Origin of the sequence: Sphingopyxis sp. 113P3 (assembly GCF_001278035.1) — a bacterium.
In the GTDB taxonomy this organism is placed as follows: domain Bacteria; phylum Pseudomonadota; class Alphaproteobacteria; order Sphingomonadales; family Sphingomonadaceae; genus Sphingopyxis.
Genome location: NZ_CP009452.1, coordinates 498,023 through 514,972 on the forward strand (window position 1 = coordinate 498,023; position 16,950 = coordinate 514,972).

Below are 16,950 nucleotides of genomic sequence, written 5' to 3' on the forward strand. Positions count from 1 at the left end.
TGCCGGGGACGGGGCAGCGGTTGCAACCTTTGCGCCGCGGCGCCATTTGACAGAGCATGACGGACCGCCTCACTCCGCCGGCCGATGCGGCACGCACCCGCCTCTTCATGAGAAGCGGGGAGGTGGGCGTTGCCGTGCCGACGGGCGGTCTCAACATCCGTGTCGTGGCGACGGGACTGCTCCTCGTCATGGCCGCGGTCTTCGTCGCTGCGAAATATTTCCAGGATTTCCATCCTGCGGTCGGTTTTGTCCGCGCGTTTGCCGAGGCGGCAATGGTCGGCGGGCTCGCTGACTGGTTCGCGGTCACCGCGCTGTTTCGGCACCCCATGGGTTTGCCCATACCCCACACTGCTATCGTTCCCCGCAACAAGAACCGGATCGGCGACACTCTCGCGCGTTTCCTGCTCACCAATTTCCTGTTGCCGCGGCTGATCGCGCGCAAAATGCAGACGGTCGATGTCGCGGGCGCCGTCGGCCATTTCCTCTCGCAGCCGGCGGCGGGCGGCGGGCGGCTCAAGCTCGGCGCCTCGCGCATCATTGCCGACGCCCTGGCAGCGCTCGATCAGAAAAGGCTCGGCGGCATGGTCAAATCGGCAATCGCCGACCGCCTGCGCGAACTCGACATCGCACCGCTACTCGGCCAGGCCCTGCAGGCAGCGCTTGCCGAGGGGCGGCACCAGCCGCTGCTCGATGCGATGGTCAAATGGGGCTCAAAGACGCTCGATCTCAACGCGCACCTGATCCACCAGATGGTCCACGACAATTCGAACGCGATCGTGCGCTTCACCGGGCTCGACGAGAGCATCGCGAACCGCATCGTGGCGGGGCTCGGCAAGCTGCTCACCGACATGGCTGCCGAACCGGATCACCCGATCCGTCTCCGCGTCGAGGAAGGGCTCGCCAAGATGGCGCTCGACCTCCAGGAAGACCCGGAGGTCCAGGCAAAGGTCGAGCGCGTGCGCGACGAGCTGCTCGACAATGCCGCAGTCAAGCGCTGGCTCGATGGGCTATGGGAACAGGGGCGCAGCGCTCTGCTTCGCGCAGCGCGCGACCCTGACACGATGCTGGCGGGACGGCTCGGCGAACTCGTTCACCAGTTCGGCACGATGCTAGGGGAAGACGAGGCAATCAAGCGCACGCTCAACCGCTATGCGCGGCGCGCGGTTGTCGGGGCGGTCGACAGCTATGGCGAGACGGCGCTGCGCCTCGTCTCCGACACGATCCGCGGTTGGGATGCGAAGACGATTACCGATCGGCTGGAAAATGCGGTCGGTGATGACCTTCAGTATATCCGTATCAACGGGACCCTCGTTGGCGGATTGGTCGGGGTTCTGATCCACACCGCCGACATATGGATCTGAGGGCTCAGACGAGGCGCGCCAGCCCCTCGCGAAATGTCGGATAGCGCGGCACCCAGCCCAGCAGGCGTTTTGCCTTGCCGTTCGCCACGCGACGGTTTTCGGCATAGAAAGCCCGCGAGGCAGGTGAAAGGCCCGCCTCATCGAGCGATAGCAGCGGTGGCAATGGCGCACCGAGCATTGCGCAGCCCCATTCGACGAGGCGATTTTGGGAACAGGGTGCCTCATCGGCAAGATTGTAAACGCCAGGAGGCCCCGAAAAGGAAGCCAGAATGCCCGCGGCAACATCGTCGACATGAACGCGGCTGAATATCTGGTTCGGCAGGTCGATGCGGTGTGCGCGACCTTCGGCGATACGATCGAGGACCGAGCGGCCGGGGCCATAAATACCGGGCAAGCGAAACACGCGCATATTCCCGCGCAGCGCGGCCCAGGCCGCGTCGGCCGCATTGCGGTCCGGGCGGCGGCCCTTGATGGGAGCGCTCTCGTCGACCCATGCGCCGCCCGTATCGCCATAGACGCCGGTGGAGGAGAGGTAACCGACCCAACCGGCAGGCGCGATCGCGATGACGTCGCCGTAGCGCGTCAACACCGGATCCGGGCCCTTAGCGGGCGGCACGCTGGAGAGGATATGCGTCGCGCTGTGCAAGGCTGCGATGACCGACGCCGCGTCGTCAAAGGCAAGCGTGCCCTCGCGGCCGTCGCGCGTTGTCGCGGTCACGGTCCAGCCCCGCGCCAGGAGACGTCTGGCGAGACGGGTCCCGGTATAGCCCATTCCGAAAATCAGCATGTCGCTCATCGGCGGCCTTATTGCGCAGCCAAGGCACGAAGCCTAGACCTGCTTCCATGACCGACGCTTCTTCTGCTCCCGCCATTCCCGTCACCATTCATCGCGGCGACTATCGTCCGCCCGAATGGCAGATCCCCGACATCACGCTCGATTTCGCCCTGGGCATCACGATGACGCGGGTGACCGCTACGCTGTCGGTCGAGCGTGTCGCGCCCGCCCCCGCCCCTTTGCTGCTTCGCGGGGACGGGCTCACCGCAGCCGAGGTGCGTGTCGACGGCGCGGTGTGGAACGACTGGCGGATGGACGGAAGCGACCTGATCGTCGATCTCGGCCACCGCGGCGCGGCGAGCGTCGAGGTCGACACGGTGATCGACCCTGCTGCCAACACCCAGCTTTCAGGCCTTTATGCCTCGAATGGCATGCTGTGCACCCAGTGCGAGGCCGAGGGGTTCCGGCGCATCACCTTCCACCCCGACCGGCCCGATGTGCTGAGCCGCTACCGAGTGCGCATGACGGGCGACAAGACCGCCTTTCCGGTTCTGCTCTCCAACGGCAACCGGGTCGCGGCAGGCGAGGGCGCGGACGGTACCCATTGGGCGCTGTGGGAAGATCCGTGGCCCAAGCCCTCCTATCTCTTCGCGCTCGTCGCAGGCGATCTCGTCGTCAACCGCGACAGCTTCAAGACGAAGTCGGGCCGCGAAGTCGAACTGGGCATCTGGGTGCGCGCGGGCGATCTTGAGCGCACCCATCATGCGATGGCCGCGCTCAAGCACAGCATGCGGTGGGACGAGGAAATCTATGGGCGCGAATATGATCTCGACCTCTTCAACATCGTGGCGGTCAGCGATTTCAACATGGGAGCAATGGAAAATAAGGGGCTCAATATCTTCAACACCCGCTACATCCTTGCTGATCCCGACACCGCGACCGACGCGGATTTCGACGGTGTCGAGGGTGTCGTCGCGCACGAATATTTTCACAATTGGTCGGGCAACCGCGTTACCTGCCGGGACTGGTTCCAGCTGAGCCTCAAAGAGGGCTTCACCGTCTATCGCGACCAGAGTTTCTCGGCCGCGATGGGATCACCGGCGGTCAAACGCATTGAAGACGTGCGCCTCCTCCGCGCCGCGCAATTCCCGGAAGATGCGGGACCACTTGCCCATCCCATCCGGCCCGACAGCTATCAGGAGATTTCGAACTTCTACACCGCAACCGTCTACAACAAGGGCGCCGAAGTCATCCGGATGATGGCGACGCTGCTCGGAGCCGAGCGTTTCCGCAAGGGCACCGACCTTTATTTCGAGCGCCACGACGGCGAGGCGGCAACCTGCGAAGATTTCGTTCGCGCCATGGAGGAGGGCGGGGACATCGACCTCGGCCAGTTCCGCCGCTGGTACGAGCAGGCCGGAACGCCGAAACTCCATCTCGCGCTGGCCCAGGAAGGCAGGGAGTGGTTCCTCGACGTTACGCAGACGATTCCGGCGACGCCAGGGCAGGACACAAAGGCGCCGATGATGATGCCGCTGCGGCTTGCCGCTTTCGCGATGGATGGCAGCGGCGCGTTGCTTCCCGAGACGCTGGCGACGCTGACGGAAGCGGAGCAGCGCATCCCGCTCGGCCAGTTCGCGGCGCGGCCCGCGCTCTCGGTCAATCGGGGCTTTTCCGCACCGGTGATCATCGATCTCGAACGCGCGCCGGGCGAGCTTGCGTGGCTCGCGGCGCATGACGATGATCCCTTCGCGCGTTACGAGGCGCTCCAGCAGTTGATGCTCGACACGCTCGTCGCCGCCGTTTCGGGCGAGACGGACGACCGCGAGGCTTTGATCGGCGCCGTCGGGCAGACGCTGGAAGGCGCCGTCAACGATCCTGCCTTCGTCGCCGAAGCGGTACTGCTGCCCAGCGAAGCCTTCATCGGCGACCAGATGGTCACGGTCGACCCCGACGCAATCCGCCGCGAGCGGCTGGCGCTGCAGAGGGCGATCGGGACGGCGCTTGAGAAGAAATGGCGCGCGATCCTTGCGAAGACCGCGCCGGCTGCGACAGACCTCTCGCCCGAGGCGAAGGGGCGCCGCCGCCTACGCGGGGTGGCCCTCGCCTATCTGGCCGCAAGCGGACAGGAGGATGTGCCGGGCCTGGCCTTCGCGATCTTCTCGCAGGCCGACGGGATGACCGAACGCCAGGCAGCGCTTGCCACGCTCGCGCATGGAGACAGCGACGAGCGGACGCATGCGCTGGACATCTTCTATCAGCGCTATCGCGACAATCCGCTGGTGCTCGACAAATGGTTCCAGGTCCAGGCCTGGTCTCAGCGCGCCGATACGGCTGCGACCGTCGCTGAGCTCGCGCAGCATCCCGATTTCACGCTCACGAATCCCAATCGCGTGCGCTCGCTCTATGGTGCGTTTGCGGGCAATCAGGCCGCATTTCATCAGGCCGACGGCGCGGGCTACAGGCTGCTTGCCGATCTGGTGATCGCGCTCGATCCGAGAAACCCGCAAACGGCCGCGCGGATGATCCCGCCGCTGGGGCGCTGGAGACGGTTTGACGAGGGACGACAACTGCTGATGAAGGCCGAGCTTGAACGGATTCTGGCGCAGCCCGGGCTGTCGCGCGATGTGACCGAACAAGCGTCGAAGAGCCTGATGGGGTAAGGTCCGCGCGCGGTTTCAGCGTTTCGGGAGGGAGAAGAAGGGCACGCCTCCTTTCTAACCCGCCAGCCATCCCGCGACTTCGCCTGCGACCCTGTTCGCAGCTGCACTCAAGGCTTCACCTACCCGCTTCGGTTCGATCTTTCCGCCGACCGGCTCGCGCGCTTCGAAGCGACGCTGGGTGACGCTCTTGCCCCCGCTGTTCACCAGCATCGCCTGATAAACAACGACGGCCTCGTTGGTCGCCTCGTCGACGCCGAACTCCATCAACTGACCTGCAAGCTGTTCGCCCGGAGCTGTCAGATACTGCCCTTCATCGAGGACGACGCGGTTCGAGCGGGCCGCGACCGTTTCGGAGAGCAGGCGCTGGAACAGGCGCTGCGGCGCCTCGACCCATTGCGCATCCTTCACATAGGCAATGCTGGCATCATCCTGCTGCACGGGGATGCGCTGGGTACGCAGCTTCTGCGGCGCGGTGGGGATGAGGATGGTGAGCGCCTGTGCCTCGTTCGCGGTGCGAGCCTCGCCCGCCGAGGGCGAGACATCGGGGCTGAGCGTCAGCAGGAAGGGCGGTGGCTTGGCGCCGAAGCTGACGCAGGCGGACAGCGTCGCCGTCGCGAGAGCGGCGAGCACGGGGAGGCGTAGGCTGCGGAGCATGGCTGGATACCTCATGGCTTGTAATCGGGGAGCTTGCTGCCGCCGATTACCGCCCCAGCGCCCTGCTGGTCGAGCTTGTCGGTCAAGCTGGATAGCGAGGTGGAGGTACGGCGAAGGTCGCGGATCAGCGCGTTGGCTTCGGGGATTGTCGTTTCGCTGAAGGTCTTGAGGCCGGGGCGGGCGTCCGCGATCGCGCTTTCGAGCGTCTTCATGGATTCATTCGCGGACGCGAGCGTGTTGCGCAGATTCTGCATCGCGGGATCGACGTTACGGTCGATCGTCCCCTGCGCCGAGGCGGCGAGGTTCCCGATCTGCTCGGCTGCATTGCCCGTCTGCTGGATCGCGATGCGCGTGTCGGCAAGCGCTGCTTCGAGCGCCGGTCCGTTGCGGGCGAGGATCGCCGTGGATTGCTCGACATTTTTCAGGATGGCGGAAAAGCTCTCCTGATTCTTGTCGTCCGCGAGTTCGGCGAGCCGCTCGGTCAGGGTAGACAGGCGCTGAAGGAGCTGCGGCGCGGTGTTGAGGATCTCGCCGAGGCCGCCGACCCGGTTCGGTATCACGGGCTTGCCGGCGGGTCCCTTGTCCGTGATGGGCGGGGCGCCCTTCACCGCGCCGTCGAGCGAAATCTGGGAAACGCCGGTGAAACCGACACCCTCGAGCGCGGCGGTGGTCCCTTGAAGGATGGGGACGGTTTCGTCGACCTCGATGCGCACGCGCACGAATTGCGGATCGTCCCGCCACAGTTCGATCTGGCGCACCTGGCCCACTGGCACGCCCGAGAACTGGACCTGCGATCCCTTGTTCAGCCCGTCGACCGACTGCTTGAAGAATATGTCATACTCGCGCTTGGCGCCGCCGCTGTCATTTGCCATCCAGACGACGAAGATCGCAATCGCGAGGGTGAAGAAGAGCACGAAGGCGCCCACCAGCACATTGTTCGAGCGAGTTTCCATCAGCTTTTCCTGTCGTGCGCAGCGCGACCATGCGCGGTTGTCGCGGCGCGGCCGCGCGGCCCGTTGAAATAATCCTGTATCCAGGGATGCTCAGTGGCAAGCAGTTCCGGGATGGTGCCCACCGCGATCACCTTTTTCTCGGCGAGCACGGCGACGCGGTCGCAGGTCGCATAAAGCGAATCGAGATCGTGGGTAATGAGAAAGACCGTGAGGCCCATCGTGTCGGCGAGCTCGCGGATCAGCTCGTCAAACTTGGCAGCGCCGATTGGGTCGAGCCCGGCGGTGGGTTCATCAAGGAACAGGAGCGCAGGGTCGAGGGCCAGCGCGCGGGCCAGCCCGGCACGCTTGACCATGCCGCCCGAGAGTTCGGCCGGGAACTTGGGTCCGGCATCGGGCGGCAGGCCGACCATCGCGACCTTGTAGGCGGCGATCTCGTCGAGCAGGGCCTGGTCGAGCCTTGGATAATATTCGCGGAGCGGGACCTGGATATTTTCAGCGACGCTCAGCGTCGAGAAGAGCGCGCCGCCCTGAAACATCACACCCCAGCGACGGCGAAGGTCACGCGATTCCTCTTCATCGGCGATGGTGTCGAGCGACTTGCCATAAACCTCGATTTCGCCAGCGGCGGGGGTTTGCAGCCCGACGATCGAACGCATCAGCACCGACTTGCCGGTCCCGGAACCCCCGACGACGCCCAATATCTCCCCCGAGCGCACGTCGAGGTCGAGATGGTCGTGGATTACCGCGTCGCCAAACTGGTTGACGAGACCGCGTACGCGGATCGCGACGTCGAATTTCTCGGGCCGCACCGCGTCAGCCGACGCAAGCTCCTGCCGGATTTCGTCCTGCTCCTCTTCCTCGGTCATCAGTTCCACCCGATCGAGGAGAAGAAGACAGCGAAGAAGGCATCGAGGACGATGACGAGGAAGATCGCAGCGACCACCGCAGAGGTGGTGCGGCGGCCGACTTCCTCGGCATTCTGGCGCACCTGCATCCCCGAATAGCAGCCGGTGACCCCGACGAGGATGCCAAACACCGGGGCCTTGATCAGCATCGCCCAGAAATCGGTCATCGGGATGATCTCGCGCAGCCGCTGGATATAGGTGATCGGCGGGATGTCGAGCCCGACCCACGAAAAGACCCCGCCGCCTATGATCGCGCACAGGCTGGCGTAGAAGCCGAGGAGCGGCATGATGATCGTCGAGGCGGCGACGCGTGGGAGCACGATCGCCTCCATTGGCGAAACACCGATCGTTCGCATCGCGTCGACCTCTTCGGTCAATTTCATCGTGCCGATCTGCGCGGCGAAGGCCGATCCTGACCGGCCCGCGACCATGATCGCGGTCATCAGCAGACCAAGCTCGCGGATCGAGGCGCGACCGACGAGGTTGATTGTGAACACTTCCAACCCGAACTGGCGCAGCTGGACGGCCCCCTGCTGGGCGATGACAATACCGATGAGGAAGCTCATCAGACCGATGATCGGGAGCGCATCGACCCCAACGCTCTGGAACCGCGTCACGATCGCGTGCCAGCGGATTCGCCGACGTGCGCGCAGCTGAGTGATGAAGGCGACGATCATCGCGCCGAAGAAGCCGACAATGCCGATAAATTCGTTCCACACGCCGAGGCTCGCCGAACCAAGCTGCTCAAGCATGCGTGTCCACATGGGGCGGCGGTCGGGGTGGACGCGATAATCGCTCTTGTCTTCGGCCAGGGCCTTCAACAGCCGCTGCGCGTCCTCGCTGGCACCGGTGACTTTGGCATCATGCGCGCGGGCGGTGCGGGTTACGATCCAGGCGCCGACCGTGTCGATCCGCTCGACATCTGAAAGATCGAGTGCCGCGATCGGGCCGAGCGCGTCGAGCCGAGCCGGCAGGTCGCCGAGGCGCGCGAGGGTCAGGCGCCCCGTGAAGCGCACATCGACGCCGTCGGCTCCTTCGTCCGTTTCGAAATCCGCGCTGGCCGCCATTGCGCTTGGACCTTGGATGATTTGCCCAATAACGGCAAGCTAATCCGTGACATCCGTGCCGGACTTGGCCGGCAGGTGCTGGAAGGCTATGGCGCCGATATGGAAGTGCCCGCCGTCCCTCCGGTCGCCCACCGCGTCGCCATGTACGACATGGACCGCACGATCACGCGTGCGGGTACCTATAGCGGCTTTTTGATGCACGTCGCGCGGCGCCGGCAACCGTGGCGGCTGATGCTGCTGCCCCTCGTGGGTCTTGCGGGGATTGCCTACTCATTGCGGCTGATCGACCGGGCGCAGCTCAAGGCAATCAACCTTCGCCTCTTGGTCGGCAAACGCTTCAGCCGCGCCGAAATCGCCCCGCTGGCCGAGAGCTATGCCGACAAGGTCGTGGCGCGCGGCCTGCATCCGGCGGCGCTTGAGCAAATCGCGGCCGATCGTGCAGCCGGGTACCGGCTGCTCCTCGCGACCGCCTCCTTTCACCTCTATGTGGACGCGATCGCGCGGCGGCTGGGCATGGATGATGTGCTTGCGACGCGGCTCGACGAAGCCGATGGCGAGGACCATATTCACGCGCGACTGAGCGGCGACAATTGTTATGGCGAGGCGAAGTTCGCGCGCATCACCGGCTGGCTTGCCGACAATGCGATCACGCGCGAAGACGCTCATATTCGCGCCTATTCGGACCATGTTTCCGACCAGCCCATGCTCCGCTTTGCAGACGAAGCGGTTGCGACGACACCGTCTCGCAAGCTACGCCGTCTGGCGCCGAAAATGGGCTGGCAGGTGGTGGATTGGAGACGGCCCAAATAGCGCTTGGCTAGCGTCACCTGTGGGAAATCCCGAGGTGACGGCCAGAAGAGCCTCCGCGCGTCAGACCGCCGCGAGCGCCTGATCGAAATCGGCAATCAGATCGTCCGCATTCTCGATGCCGATCGACACGCGCACCAGATTATCGGTGATGCCGAGCGCCGCCTTTCGTTCGTCGGGAACCGACAAGTGCGTCATGGCCGCGGGGTGGCTGGCGAGCGTCTCGGTGCCCCCGAGGCTGACTGCGAGCTTGGCGATCTTGAGGGCGTCAAGAAAGCGGAAGCTCTCCGCCTCGCCGCCCTTGATGAAGAGCGAGAAGGTCGATCCCGCGCCCGTGCAGTGACGGTCGAAAATGTCCTTCTGGGATCCGGCATCGAGAAAGCCGAGATAACCCAGCCCCTCGACCTTTGGATGGTCCTTCAGGAAGGCGCAGACCTTTTCGGCATTCTCGCCTGCCCGGGTCATCCGCAATTCGACGGTCTCAAGGCTGCGCAGCAGCATCCAGGCCGTGTTGGGATCGCAGATCGTGCCGATCGTGTTGCGCATCATCCGGATGGGGCCGAGCCATTGCTTTGCTCCGAGCACGCCGCCCGCGACGAGATCGCTGTGGCCGCCGGCATATTTGGTGAGACTGTAAAGGACGATGTCGGCCCCATGCGCAAGCGGCTTCGACCAGAGCGGCCCGAGAAAGGTGTTGTCGATCGCGATGGGGGGACGCGCGTCCTCGGCAAAGGCGGCGTCGACCGCCGCTCGCATCGCCTCGACGTCGACGAGCGCGTTGGTGGGGTTGGCGGGGCTTTCAAGGTAGACCATCGCGACCTTGCCGCCCTGCTTGGCCGCCATGGCCTGCGCCTCGGCTAGGATCGCGTTCATTTCCTCGCGCGAAGCTTCGGCGGGAAAATCGACATAGGTGGCGCCAAAGCGCGACAATATCCGCGCGATCAGCGTCTCGGTTGCCGCATAGAGGGGGCCTGAATGAACGATGACATCATTCATGTTGACGTGGGCAAGCAGCAATGTCGCGATCGCCGACATGCCCGAGGAAAAGACGAGCGCGTCCTCGGCCCTTTCCCAGACGCCAAGCCGTGCCTCGAGTATCTCCTGGTTCGGGCCGTTGAAGCGCGAATAGACCAGGCCTTCGGCTCCCCCGGGGCGTTTGCCGGTGATACCCTCGAAGTGGCGCTTGCCCGCCGCGGCGCTTTCGAAGGCAAAGGTCGAAGTCAGGAAGATCGGCGGCTTCAGCGAGCCTTCGGACAGCATCGGGTCGTAACCATAGCCCATCATCAGCGTCGAGGGCGACAGGGCGTGGCCGCCGATTTCGGTGACGTCGGCCTTGGGCTTGCGGCGCGTGGTGCCGGTAAGGTCATTATTGTCGATGGCGGGCATGGTCGGACTCCGATGAATTGGTTTCACCTGCAACTAGCGCGCTTTTGAGCGCCGGTCACCCTGCCTTAACTCAGTCCTCGACGATAAGGCTGCGTTCGCGGGTTTCAGGGAGCAGCAGGGTCGCGACGCCGGCGAGCCCGATGATCAGCGCGACGTAGAAATAGAAGAGCCATTCAACGCCCTGACCCTTGAGCCAGAGCGCGACCATTTCGACCGTGCCGCCGAAGATCGCGTTGCCGATCGCGTAGGGCAGTGCGACGCCAAGCCCGCGGATGTGGGCGGGAAAAAGCTCGGCCTTCACCAGCGCATTATTTGCCGTGTAGCCGCTCTGCAAGGTGAGGGGGACAAGGATGACCAGCGTCGCCGCGATTGGCGAGGTGATGCGCTCGAGTGTGAAGAAGGTCGGCACGGCAACGACCGCCCCCCCGATGCCGAAAAGCAGCAGCATCGGCCGCCGCCCGAAACGGTCGGCGAGTGCGCCGAAGACAGGCTGCATCGCGGCGAACCAGAGCAGCGCCGCTGCTATGATCCAGGTCGCGGTTTCCTTGTCGAAGCCGACGCTGTTGAACAGGAATTTCTGCATATAGGTGATGTAGGTATAGGCACCGATCCCGCCGCCGGCAGACAAGAGGCCCACAAGAATGGCTTCGCGGCGGTGTTCGCGCCAAAGCCGCCGTGCGGTCGAGGCAGGACGGTCGGCCGCCTGGTTCTCGAAGGACGGCGTCTCGGCGAGATTTCGGCGCAGGACATAAACGCCGAGCGCCAGCAGCGCGCCGATCACGAAGGGGATGCGCCACCCCCAGGCGGTCAACTGGGCCTCCGTCAGAAAGGCTTGGAGAATGATGGCAACGAAGATCGCCGAGAGCTGGCCCCCGATCAGCGTCAGATACTGGAAGCTGGCCCAGAAGCCGCGGTGTTCGCGCGGCGCCATTTCGGAAAGATAAGTCGCGCTCGCCCCATATTCGCCGCCTAGCGACAGGCCCTGCAGGATGCGCGCGGTGACCAGAACCGCGGGTCCTGCGAGCCCCGCCTCGGCATAGGTGGGCGCAAGTGCAATCAACAGCGAGCCGCCGAACATCAGGGCCACCGACAGCGTCAGGCCTGCCTTGCGCCCGCGCGCGTCCGCAAAGCGTCCCATCACCCACGCGCCGATCGGCCGCATGACGAAACCGACGGCAAAGATCGTGGCGGTACTGAGCAATTGCGCGGTCGGATCGGCCTTGGGGAAGAAGACGGGCGCGAAATAGATGGCGAATGCGGCATAGGCGAACCAGTCGTACCATTCGACGAGATTGCCCGCCGAGCCGCCAATGATCGAGACGAGCCGTTTGCGCGGTATCGCAAGGGCCTTCATTGCGCTCCCCCTCTTCGTTGCGGTCAGCGGATGCCGATCACGGATAATTGCCGGCCGTAGCCCTTTTCACCGCGCAGGCACGCGCGGCGGTAGCTGAAATAATCGGCTTCCTGTGCGCACGTATCCTGCCCGCCAATTGCGACCGTGGGGACATGCGCTGCGGCGAGACGCGCCGCGACATAGGCTGCGATGTCAAACATCGCGTGGCCAGGCCGGCCGGCGGCGAAGAATCGTTCGTTCGCCGGATCGTCCGCAAGGAAGCGGCTCACGAAGTCTGCGTCGACCTCGTAAGAGGCGCGGCCGATGCAGGGCCCGATGGCGGCGGTGATGCGTGCGCGGCGGGCGCCAAGTTCCTCCATCGCCTCGAGCGTCGCCTCGGCGACGCCGGCGATGGCGCCCTTCCACCCGGCATGGGCGGCACCGACCACCCCGGCTTCCCGGTCGGCGAAGAGTATCGGAACGCAGTCAGCGGTGAGAATGGCGAGCAGGATTCCGGGCGTGCGGGTCGCAAGTGCGTCAGCCTTGGGCCGCGCGGCAAGATCGGTGGTCTCATCGACGATAATGCAGCGCCGGCCGTGCACCTGATACACCCCCGCAAGCGCTGCGCCGGGCAGGATAGCCGTGGCGGCCCGACGGCGGTTTTCGGCAATCAGCGCGGGGTCGTCGCCCGAACCGATGCCGCAGTTGAGCGACGCAAGATCGCCCGTGGACACGCCGCCCTGCCGCCCGAAAAAACCGTGAGGCAGCCCGCCGAGCGCGGCAGCGGTGGTAAAAGGGACCGTCACAGATCGAGTTTCCAGATTCGATCTTCGTCGACATGATTGCCCACGCGAAAGGCATTGCGGCCGACATCGACGAAACCGTAGCGGCGGTAGAAAGCCTGCGCGCGGGCGTTTTCCGAGAAAACCGAAAGGTAGAGAACAGCCGCGCGCTCGCGCGCCCAGGCGATGCCCCATTCGATCAGCGCGGGGGCGAGCCCGGTGCCTTTCGCATCCTCGCTGACGTAGAGCTGATGAAGTTCGATCGCGCCCGCCGCCGGTTGGTGTTCGGGCAGATCGAAATCGATCGGCCCGAGCTTGATGAAACCGGTAATGGCGCCGTCCTTGCCGCGCGCCAGCGCGATCGCCCAGTCGGGATCGGCAAGCTGTGCGCGGATGCGGTTGGGCGGGTTCCAGTCCGCGAGGAATGTGGCGAGGTCGTCGGGGGCATAGATGTGGCCGAAGGTGTGTCGGAACGAGCTCTCGGCAAAGGTGGAAAGAGCGTCGGCATCGCTGGCCTCAGCGCGAACGATAGCAATCATGAAGGTCCTCCCGGGTGCGCAAAACCCTCGGGCACCGGCCAGGTGGGTGCATGGATCGCCATTGCGCGAAAGAGTTCGCCCATCGCATCAGGCTCAACCAGCCGGTCGCGCTGACCGGCGAGTTCATCGGCGCGGTCCGGCGCAGCCGCAGCGAGCGCCTTCATCCGTGCGTCGATGCCGAGCCGCCTGAGCCATTCGCCCTGACTCACTGGCCCGGCCACCAGCGCTCCCCCCCCGAGCGCCGCAAAGGCAAGCGCCGAGAAATCCACATGCGCCGTCAGGTCGACCTCGCCCGGCTGCGCGAAGGGGTTCGCGAAGCGGTGATTCTTGACCGCCTGCAGCGTGTCGCCCGCGGCAGGGCCACTATAACCATAGTCGATGACCAGCATCGCGCCGCCACGGCGTGCGAGGCGAAAGGCGCAGCTCTGCATGATCGCGGCCGCAGCGGGCGCAGTCTCGACGATCGTGTCTTCGCCAAGATGGCGGAGCGCCTCGGGTACTGCTTCGTCGGCCGGGACGCTGCCCGCTCTGGGCATGAGCGCGCCGTGATCGCGCACGACCACGCGCTCGCGCCAGCCCTCGCCGGTGCGCACGAACTGGTGGATCGGCAGCGCGTCGAAGAATTCGTTGGCAACGATGATCGAGGCGACATCGTCTGGTGGGCTGGTGATGTCGCCATGATGCACGGCCGCAGGCAGCCGTGCGGCCTGCGCTGCGCGCAGCGCCGGGCTCGTCTCGACCAGATGGACGCCCTGCGGCACGGCGCCGAAGCGCGCCATCGCGCGTAACGCATCGCTGGCGAGCGTCCCGCGGCCGGGACCAAGCTCGACGTAGCAAAACGCCGGCCGGCCCGCGCGCAGCCACAGGTCCGCGATCCAGATCCCCACCATCTCGCCGAACATCTGGCTGATCTCCGGCGCCGTGGTGAAGTCCCCCGCGGCGCCGAGCGGATCGCGCGTCGCGTAATAATGCGCGTTGGCTGCCGCCATATAGTCAGCGACCGTCATTGCGCGCGTACTGGCGATCTGAAGCATGAGATGAGCAGGCGTTGGTGGGCCGTCAGGCAACGCTGTCGGTCCCCGCGATCGGCTCCACGCGCTGGCGACGTCCCTTTGCGGTTGCGACCAGCCAGACGCCCGCAACGAGCATCGGCACCGTCAAGGTCTGCCCCATCGTCAGTCCCCACGGCAGCGTGCCGAGCTGGACGTCGGGTTCGCGGACGAATTCGAGACCGAAGCGGCAGACGCCGTAAATGATCGCCGCCATGCCGAACAGGAAACCGGGTTTGTAACGCGCCTTCGTGCACCAGAATAAGTAGGCAAGGACCGCGAACATCATGATGCCTTCAAGGCCCGCCTCGTAGAGCTGGCTCGGGTGGCGCGGATCGATCGTCCCGCTATCGGGAAAGATGATCGCCCAAGGCACGGTGGTCGGCCGCCCCCACAGCTCGCCGTTCACGAAATTGGCAAGGCGGCCGAAGAAGAGGCCGAAGGGAACAACGCAGGCGATATAGTCGCAAAAGCGCAGAAAGCTGAGCTTTTCCTTGCGCGTTACATACCAGATCGCGATCAGCACGCCCGCGACACCGCCATGGAGCGACATGCCCCCGTCCCATAGTTTCAGTATCTCGACGGGAGCTTGGAGATAGTGGGCGAGGTTGTAGAACATTACATATCCCAGCCGCCCGCCGAGGATGATGCCGAGCATGGCATAAAAGATCATGTCGTCAGCGTGGCGGCGCGCCATCGGCGCACCGGGTTGTGCAATCAGCCGCAGAAGATACCAGTAGCCGACAAAAACACCGGCGAGGTAGGCGAGCGCGTACCAGCGGATGGGCAGGCCGAAGACGCTGAAGGCGATTTCGCTGTTTTCGCCCATCAAGTCGTGAAAATTGAGATATTGCGTTGCTTCCGTTAGGAGCGCAGAAATTGTCATATAGTCTCGGCCCTTCCCCAGGAGAGGCCTACCCCATAGGGGGTAAGCGCTGCGAGACCAAGAGGAGAGATATCCGATGCCATCCGCGCTCGATTTGCGCCTGGACGCCGCGTACAAGCTGATCACCGGTCCTGGGGGGCCAATCCAGGTCGGGACGATCGAGCGGGGCGGCCGCGAACTGCCTTTCATCACCAATGCACCGTCCAATATCGTCGATTATGCCGCCTATTTTTGTGCGCAGCATGGCGATGCGACCTTTCTGGTAGAGGGCAATGAGCGCCTGAGTTTTGCCGAATTCCATGCCGCGGCCCGCAAGGTCGCGGCGGGGCTGGTCGAAGGCTATGGGGTGAAGCGCGGCGACCGCATTGGCATCGCGATGCGCAATGCCAATGCTTGGTGCGTTGCCTATCTGGGTGCGCTGATGGCCGGAGGCTGTGCGACCTTGCTCAACGGCTGGTGGCAGGGCGCGGAGCTCGCCGCTGGGATTGAGGACAGCGGGACAAGGCTCGTCATCGCCGATCCGCAGCGCGCCGAACGGCTCGCCTGCGCCCAGCACAGCGCCAAGGTTGTCACCCTCGACATCACGCGCCCGATCGAGGAGGCGATCGCGCCGATCACCGCGGCAGGCGGCAGCGACGCGACCGCGCTGCCGCAGCTTGGTCCCGATGATCTGGCGACCATCCTCTTCACCTCGGGCTCGACGGGCCAGTCGAAGGGAGCCTATTCACGCCATCAGGCGGTTGTGCAGGGAACGTTCAACTATATCGCCCAGACCGCGAGCATCGTTCATCTGCTGACCGAGGACGGACAGATGACCGACCTCCAGCCCGCAACGCTGATCTGCACACCGCTATTCCATGTTACAGCCGAAATTCCCGTGTTCTTGCAGAGCTTTGCGCTCGGGCGAAAATTGGTGCTGATGCCCAAATGGAACGCTGAAGAAGCGATGCGGCTGATCCAGGATGAAAAGGTCAACTACTTCGTCGGCGTGCCGCTGATGAGCTATGAAATCCTCGTTCATCCGCATCGCGCGAAATATGATCTCTCGACATGCAAGAGCTATGCGGGGGGCGGCGCGCCGCGGCCACCCGAGCATGTGAAGCGCCTCGCCACCGAAATGGGCGAGGGCAAGCCACTGCTTGGCTACGGCCTTACCGAAACCAATGCGGTCGGGTGCGGGATCATCAACGAAAATTACCTCGCCAAGCCGCTCTCGACGGGTCCGGCGTCGAAGCCACTCGTCGATCTGGCGATCCTCGACGATAACGGCCGTGCGCTGCCCCAAGGCCAGGTCGGCGAGGTATGCATCCGCTCGATCGCCAATTTCGAAGGATATTGGAACAACCCGGAAGCGACAAAGGCCGCTTTTTTCGACAATGGCTATTTCCGGACCGGGGACCTTGGTTACCTCGATGAGGATGGATATCTCTTCATCGTCGACAGGAAGAAGGACATCATTATCCGCGGCGGCGAGAATATCAGCTGCCAGGAGGTCGAGGCGGCGATCTACGAGCACCCTGATGCGAAGGAATGTGCCGTTTTTGGCCTGCCCGACGAGCGACTTGGCGAAGTCGTTGGCGCCGTTGTGTGGATGGCGCCGGGCAGCAAGGCCGACGCTGCGATGCTGGCCGAATTCCTCGCGGAGCGGCTCGCGCCGTACAAGGTGCCGAGCAAGATCTGGCTGAGCGCTGAGGCGCTGCCCAAACTTGGCACGGAAAAGATCGACAAGGTAGCCCTGCGCAAGCAGTATCGGGAGGAATATGCAGCGGAGCACGCCGCGTAACCGCTGA

General features: G+C 64.6%; 15 protein-coding genes. 4 read left to right on the forward strand and 11 right to left on the reverse strand.

Annotated elements, in window-relative coordinates; all coding sequences use genetic code 11:
• The first annotated feature begins 107 nt into the window (after positions 1–107).
• Positions 108–1,361 (forward strand): DUF445 domain-containing protein, encoded by a 1,254-nt coding sequence (locus tag LH20_RS02235; RefSeq protein ID WP_053556024.1) that lies wholly within the window; start codon positions 108–110, stop codon positions 1,359–1,361.
• Positions 1,362–1,365: 4 nt separating this feature from the next.
• On the opposite strand, the gene LH20_RS02240 is transcribed toward LH20_RS02235, so the two are convergent.
• A complete protein-coding gene (locus LH20_RS02240; protein ID WP_053552826.1) occupies positions 1,366–2,157 on the reverse strand; it encodes an epimerase in 792 nt (263 codons plus the stop codon).
• 47 nt (positions 2,158–2,204) lie between these two features.
• On the opposite strand from LH20_RS02240, the gene pepN reads away from it, so the two are divergent.
• Positions 2,205–4,799 (forward strand): aminopeptidase N, encoded by a 2,595-nt coding sequence (pepN, locus tag LH20_RS02245; RefSeq protein ID WP_053552827.1) that lies wholly within the window; start codon positions 2,205–2,207, stop codon positions 4,797–4,799.
• Positions 4,800–4,853: 54 nt separating this feature from the next.
• On the opposite strand, the gene LH20_RS02250 is transcribed toward pepN, so the two are convergent.
• The 4 genes from LH20_RS02250 to LH20_RS02265 are packed head-to-tail and all read right to left on the reverse strand — an operon-like array spanning position 4,854 to position 8,378.
• Positions 4,854–5,453, reverse strand: coding sequence for an ABC-type transport auxiliary lipoprotein family protein (locus LH20_RS02250; protein ID WP_053552828.1), 600 nt, complete (start codon positions 5,451–5,453; stop codon positions 4,854–4,856).
• An 11-nt stretch (positions 5,454–5,464) separates the two neighbouring features.
• Positions 5,465–6,406, reverse strand: a complete 942-nt coding sequence (locus tag LH20_RS02255; protein ID WP_053552829.1) for an MlaD family protein — start codon at positions 6,404–6,406, stop codon at positions 5,465–5,467.
• Complete coding sequence (locus LH20_RS02260; RefSeq protein ID WP_053552830.1) at positions 6,406–7,272, reverse strand: ABC transporter ATP-binding protein; 867 nt, start codon at positions 7,270–7,272, stop codon at positions 6,406–6,408. The genes LH20_RS02255 and LH20_RS02260 overlap by 1 nt, the downstream gene beginning before the upstream one ends.
• On the reverse strand, positions 7,272–8,378 hold the full coding sequence (locus tag LH20_RS02265; RefSeq protein ID WP_053552831.1) for an ABC transporter permease: 1,107 nt from the start codon (positions 8,376–8,378) through the stop codon (positions 7,272–7,274). The genes LH20_RS02260 and LH20_RS02265 overlap by 1 nt, the downstream gene beginning before the upstream one ends.
• 99 nt (positions 8,379–8,477) lie before the next feature.
• Here LH20_RS02265 and LH20_RS02270 point away from each other — a divergent pair, with 99 nt between their 5' ends.
• Entirely contained in the window at positions 8,478–9,188 is a 711-nt protein-coding gene (locus tag LH20_RS02270; RefSeq protein ID WP_200905471.1) for an HAD family hydrolase, read from the forward strand.
• Positions 9,189–9,248: 60 nt separating this feature from the next.
• On the opposite strand, the gene LH20_RS02275 is transcribed toward LH20_RS02270, so the two are convergent.
• The 6 genes from LH20_RS02275 to lgt all read right to left on the reverse strand — a co-directional run bounded on the left by LH20_RS02275 (position 9,249) and on the right by lgt (position 15,103).
• Positions 9,249–10,571 (reverse strand): cystathionine gamma-synthase family protein, encoded by a 1,323-nt coding sequence (locus LH20_RS02275; protein WP_053552832.1) that lies wholly within the window; start codon positions 10,569–10,571, stop codon positions 9,249–9,251.
• A 70-nt stretch (positions 10,572–10,641) separates the two neighbouring features.
• Positions 10,642–11,925 carry an MFS transporter gene (locus tag LH20_RS02280; RefSeq protein WP_053552833.1) on the reverse strand — a complete coding sequence of 428 codons (1,284 nt, stop codon included), beginning with the start codon at positions 11,923–11,925 and terminating at the stop codon, positions 10,642–10,644.
• A gap of 23 nt (positions 11,926–11,948) precedes the next feature.
• On the reverse strand, positions 11,949–12,710 hold the full coding sequence (gene pgeF, locus LH20_RS02285) for a peptidoglycan editing factor PgeF (RefSeq protein WP_053552834.1): 762 nt from the start codon (positions 12,708–12,710) through the stop codon (positions 11,949–11,951).
• Complete coding sequence (locus tag LH20_RS02290) at positions 12,707–13,225, reverse strand: GNAT family N-acetyltransferase (RefSeq protein ID WP_053552835.1); 519 nt, start codon at positions 13,223–13,225, stop codon at positions 12,707–12,709. The genes pgeF and LH20_RS02290 overlap by 4 nt, the downstream gene beginning before the upstream one ends.
• A complete protein-coding gene (locus tag LH20_RS02295; protein ID WP_235527085.1) occupies positions 13,222–14,232 on the reverse strand; it encodes a class I SAM-dependent methyltransferase in 1,011 nt (336 codons plus the stop codon). The genes LH20_RS02290 and LH20_RS02295 overlap by 4 nt, the downstream gene beginning before the upstream one ends.
• A 52-nt stretch (positions 14,233–14,284) precedes the next feature.
• Positions 14,285–15,103: a prolipoprotein diacylglyceryl transferase gene (lgt, locus tag LH20_RS02300; RefSeq protein WP_442800458.1), complete on the reverse strand. Its 819-nt coding sequence runs from the start codon at positions 15,101–15,103 to the stop codon at positions 14,285–14,287.
• Positions 15,104–15,236: 133 nt separating this feature from the next.
• On the opposite strand from lgt, the gene LH20_RS02305 reads away from it, so the two are divergent.
• A complete protein-coding gene (locus LH20_RS02305) occupies positions 15,237–16,943 on the forward strand; it encodes a class I adenylate-forming enzyme family protein (RefSeq protein WP_053552838.1) in 1,707 nt (568 codons plus the stop codon).
• The last annotated feature ends 7 nt before the right edge of the window (positions 16,944–16,950 follow it).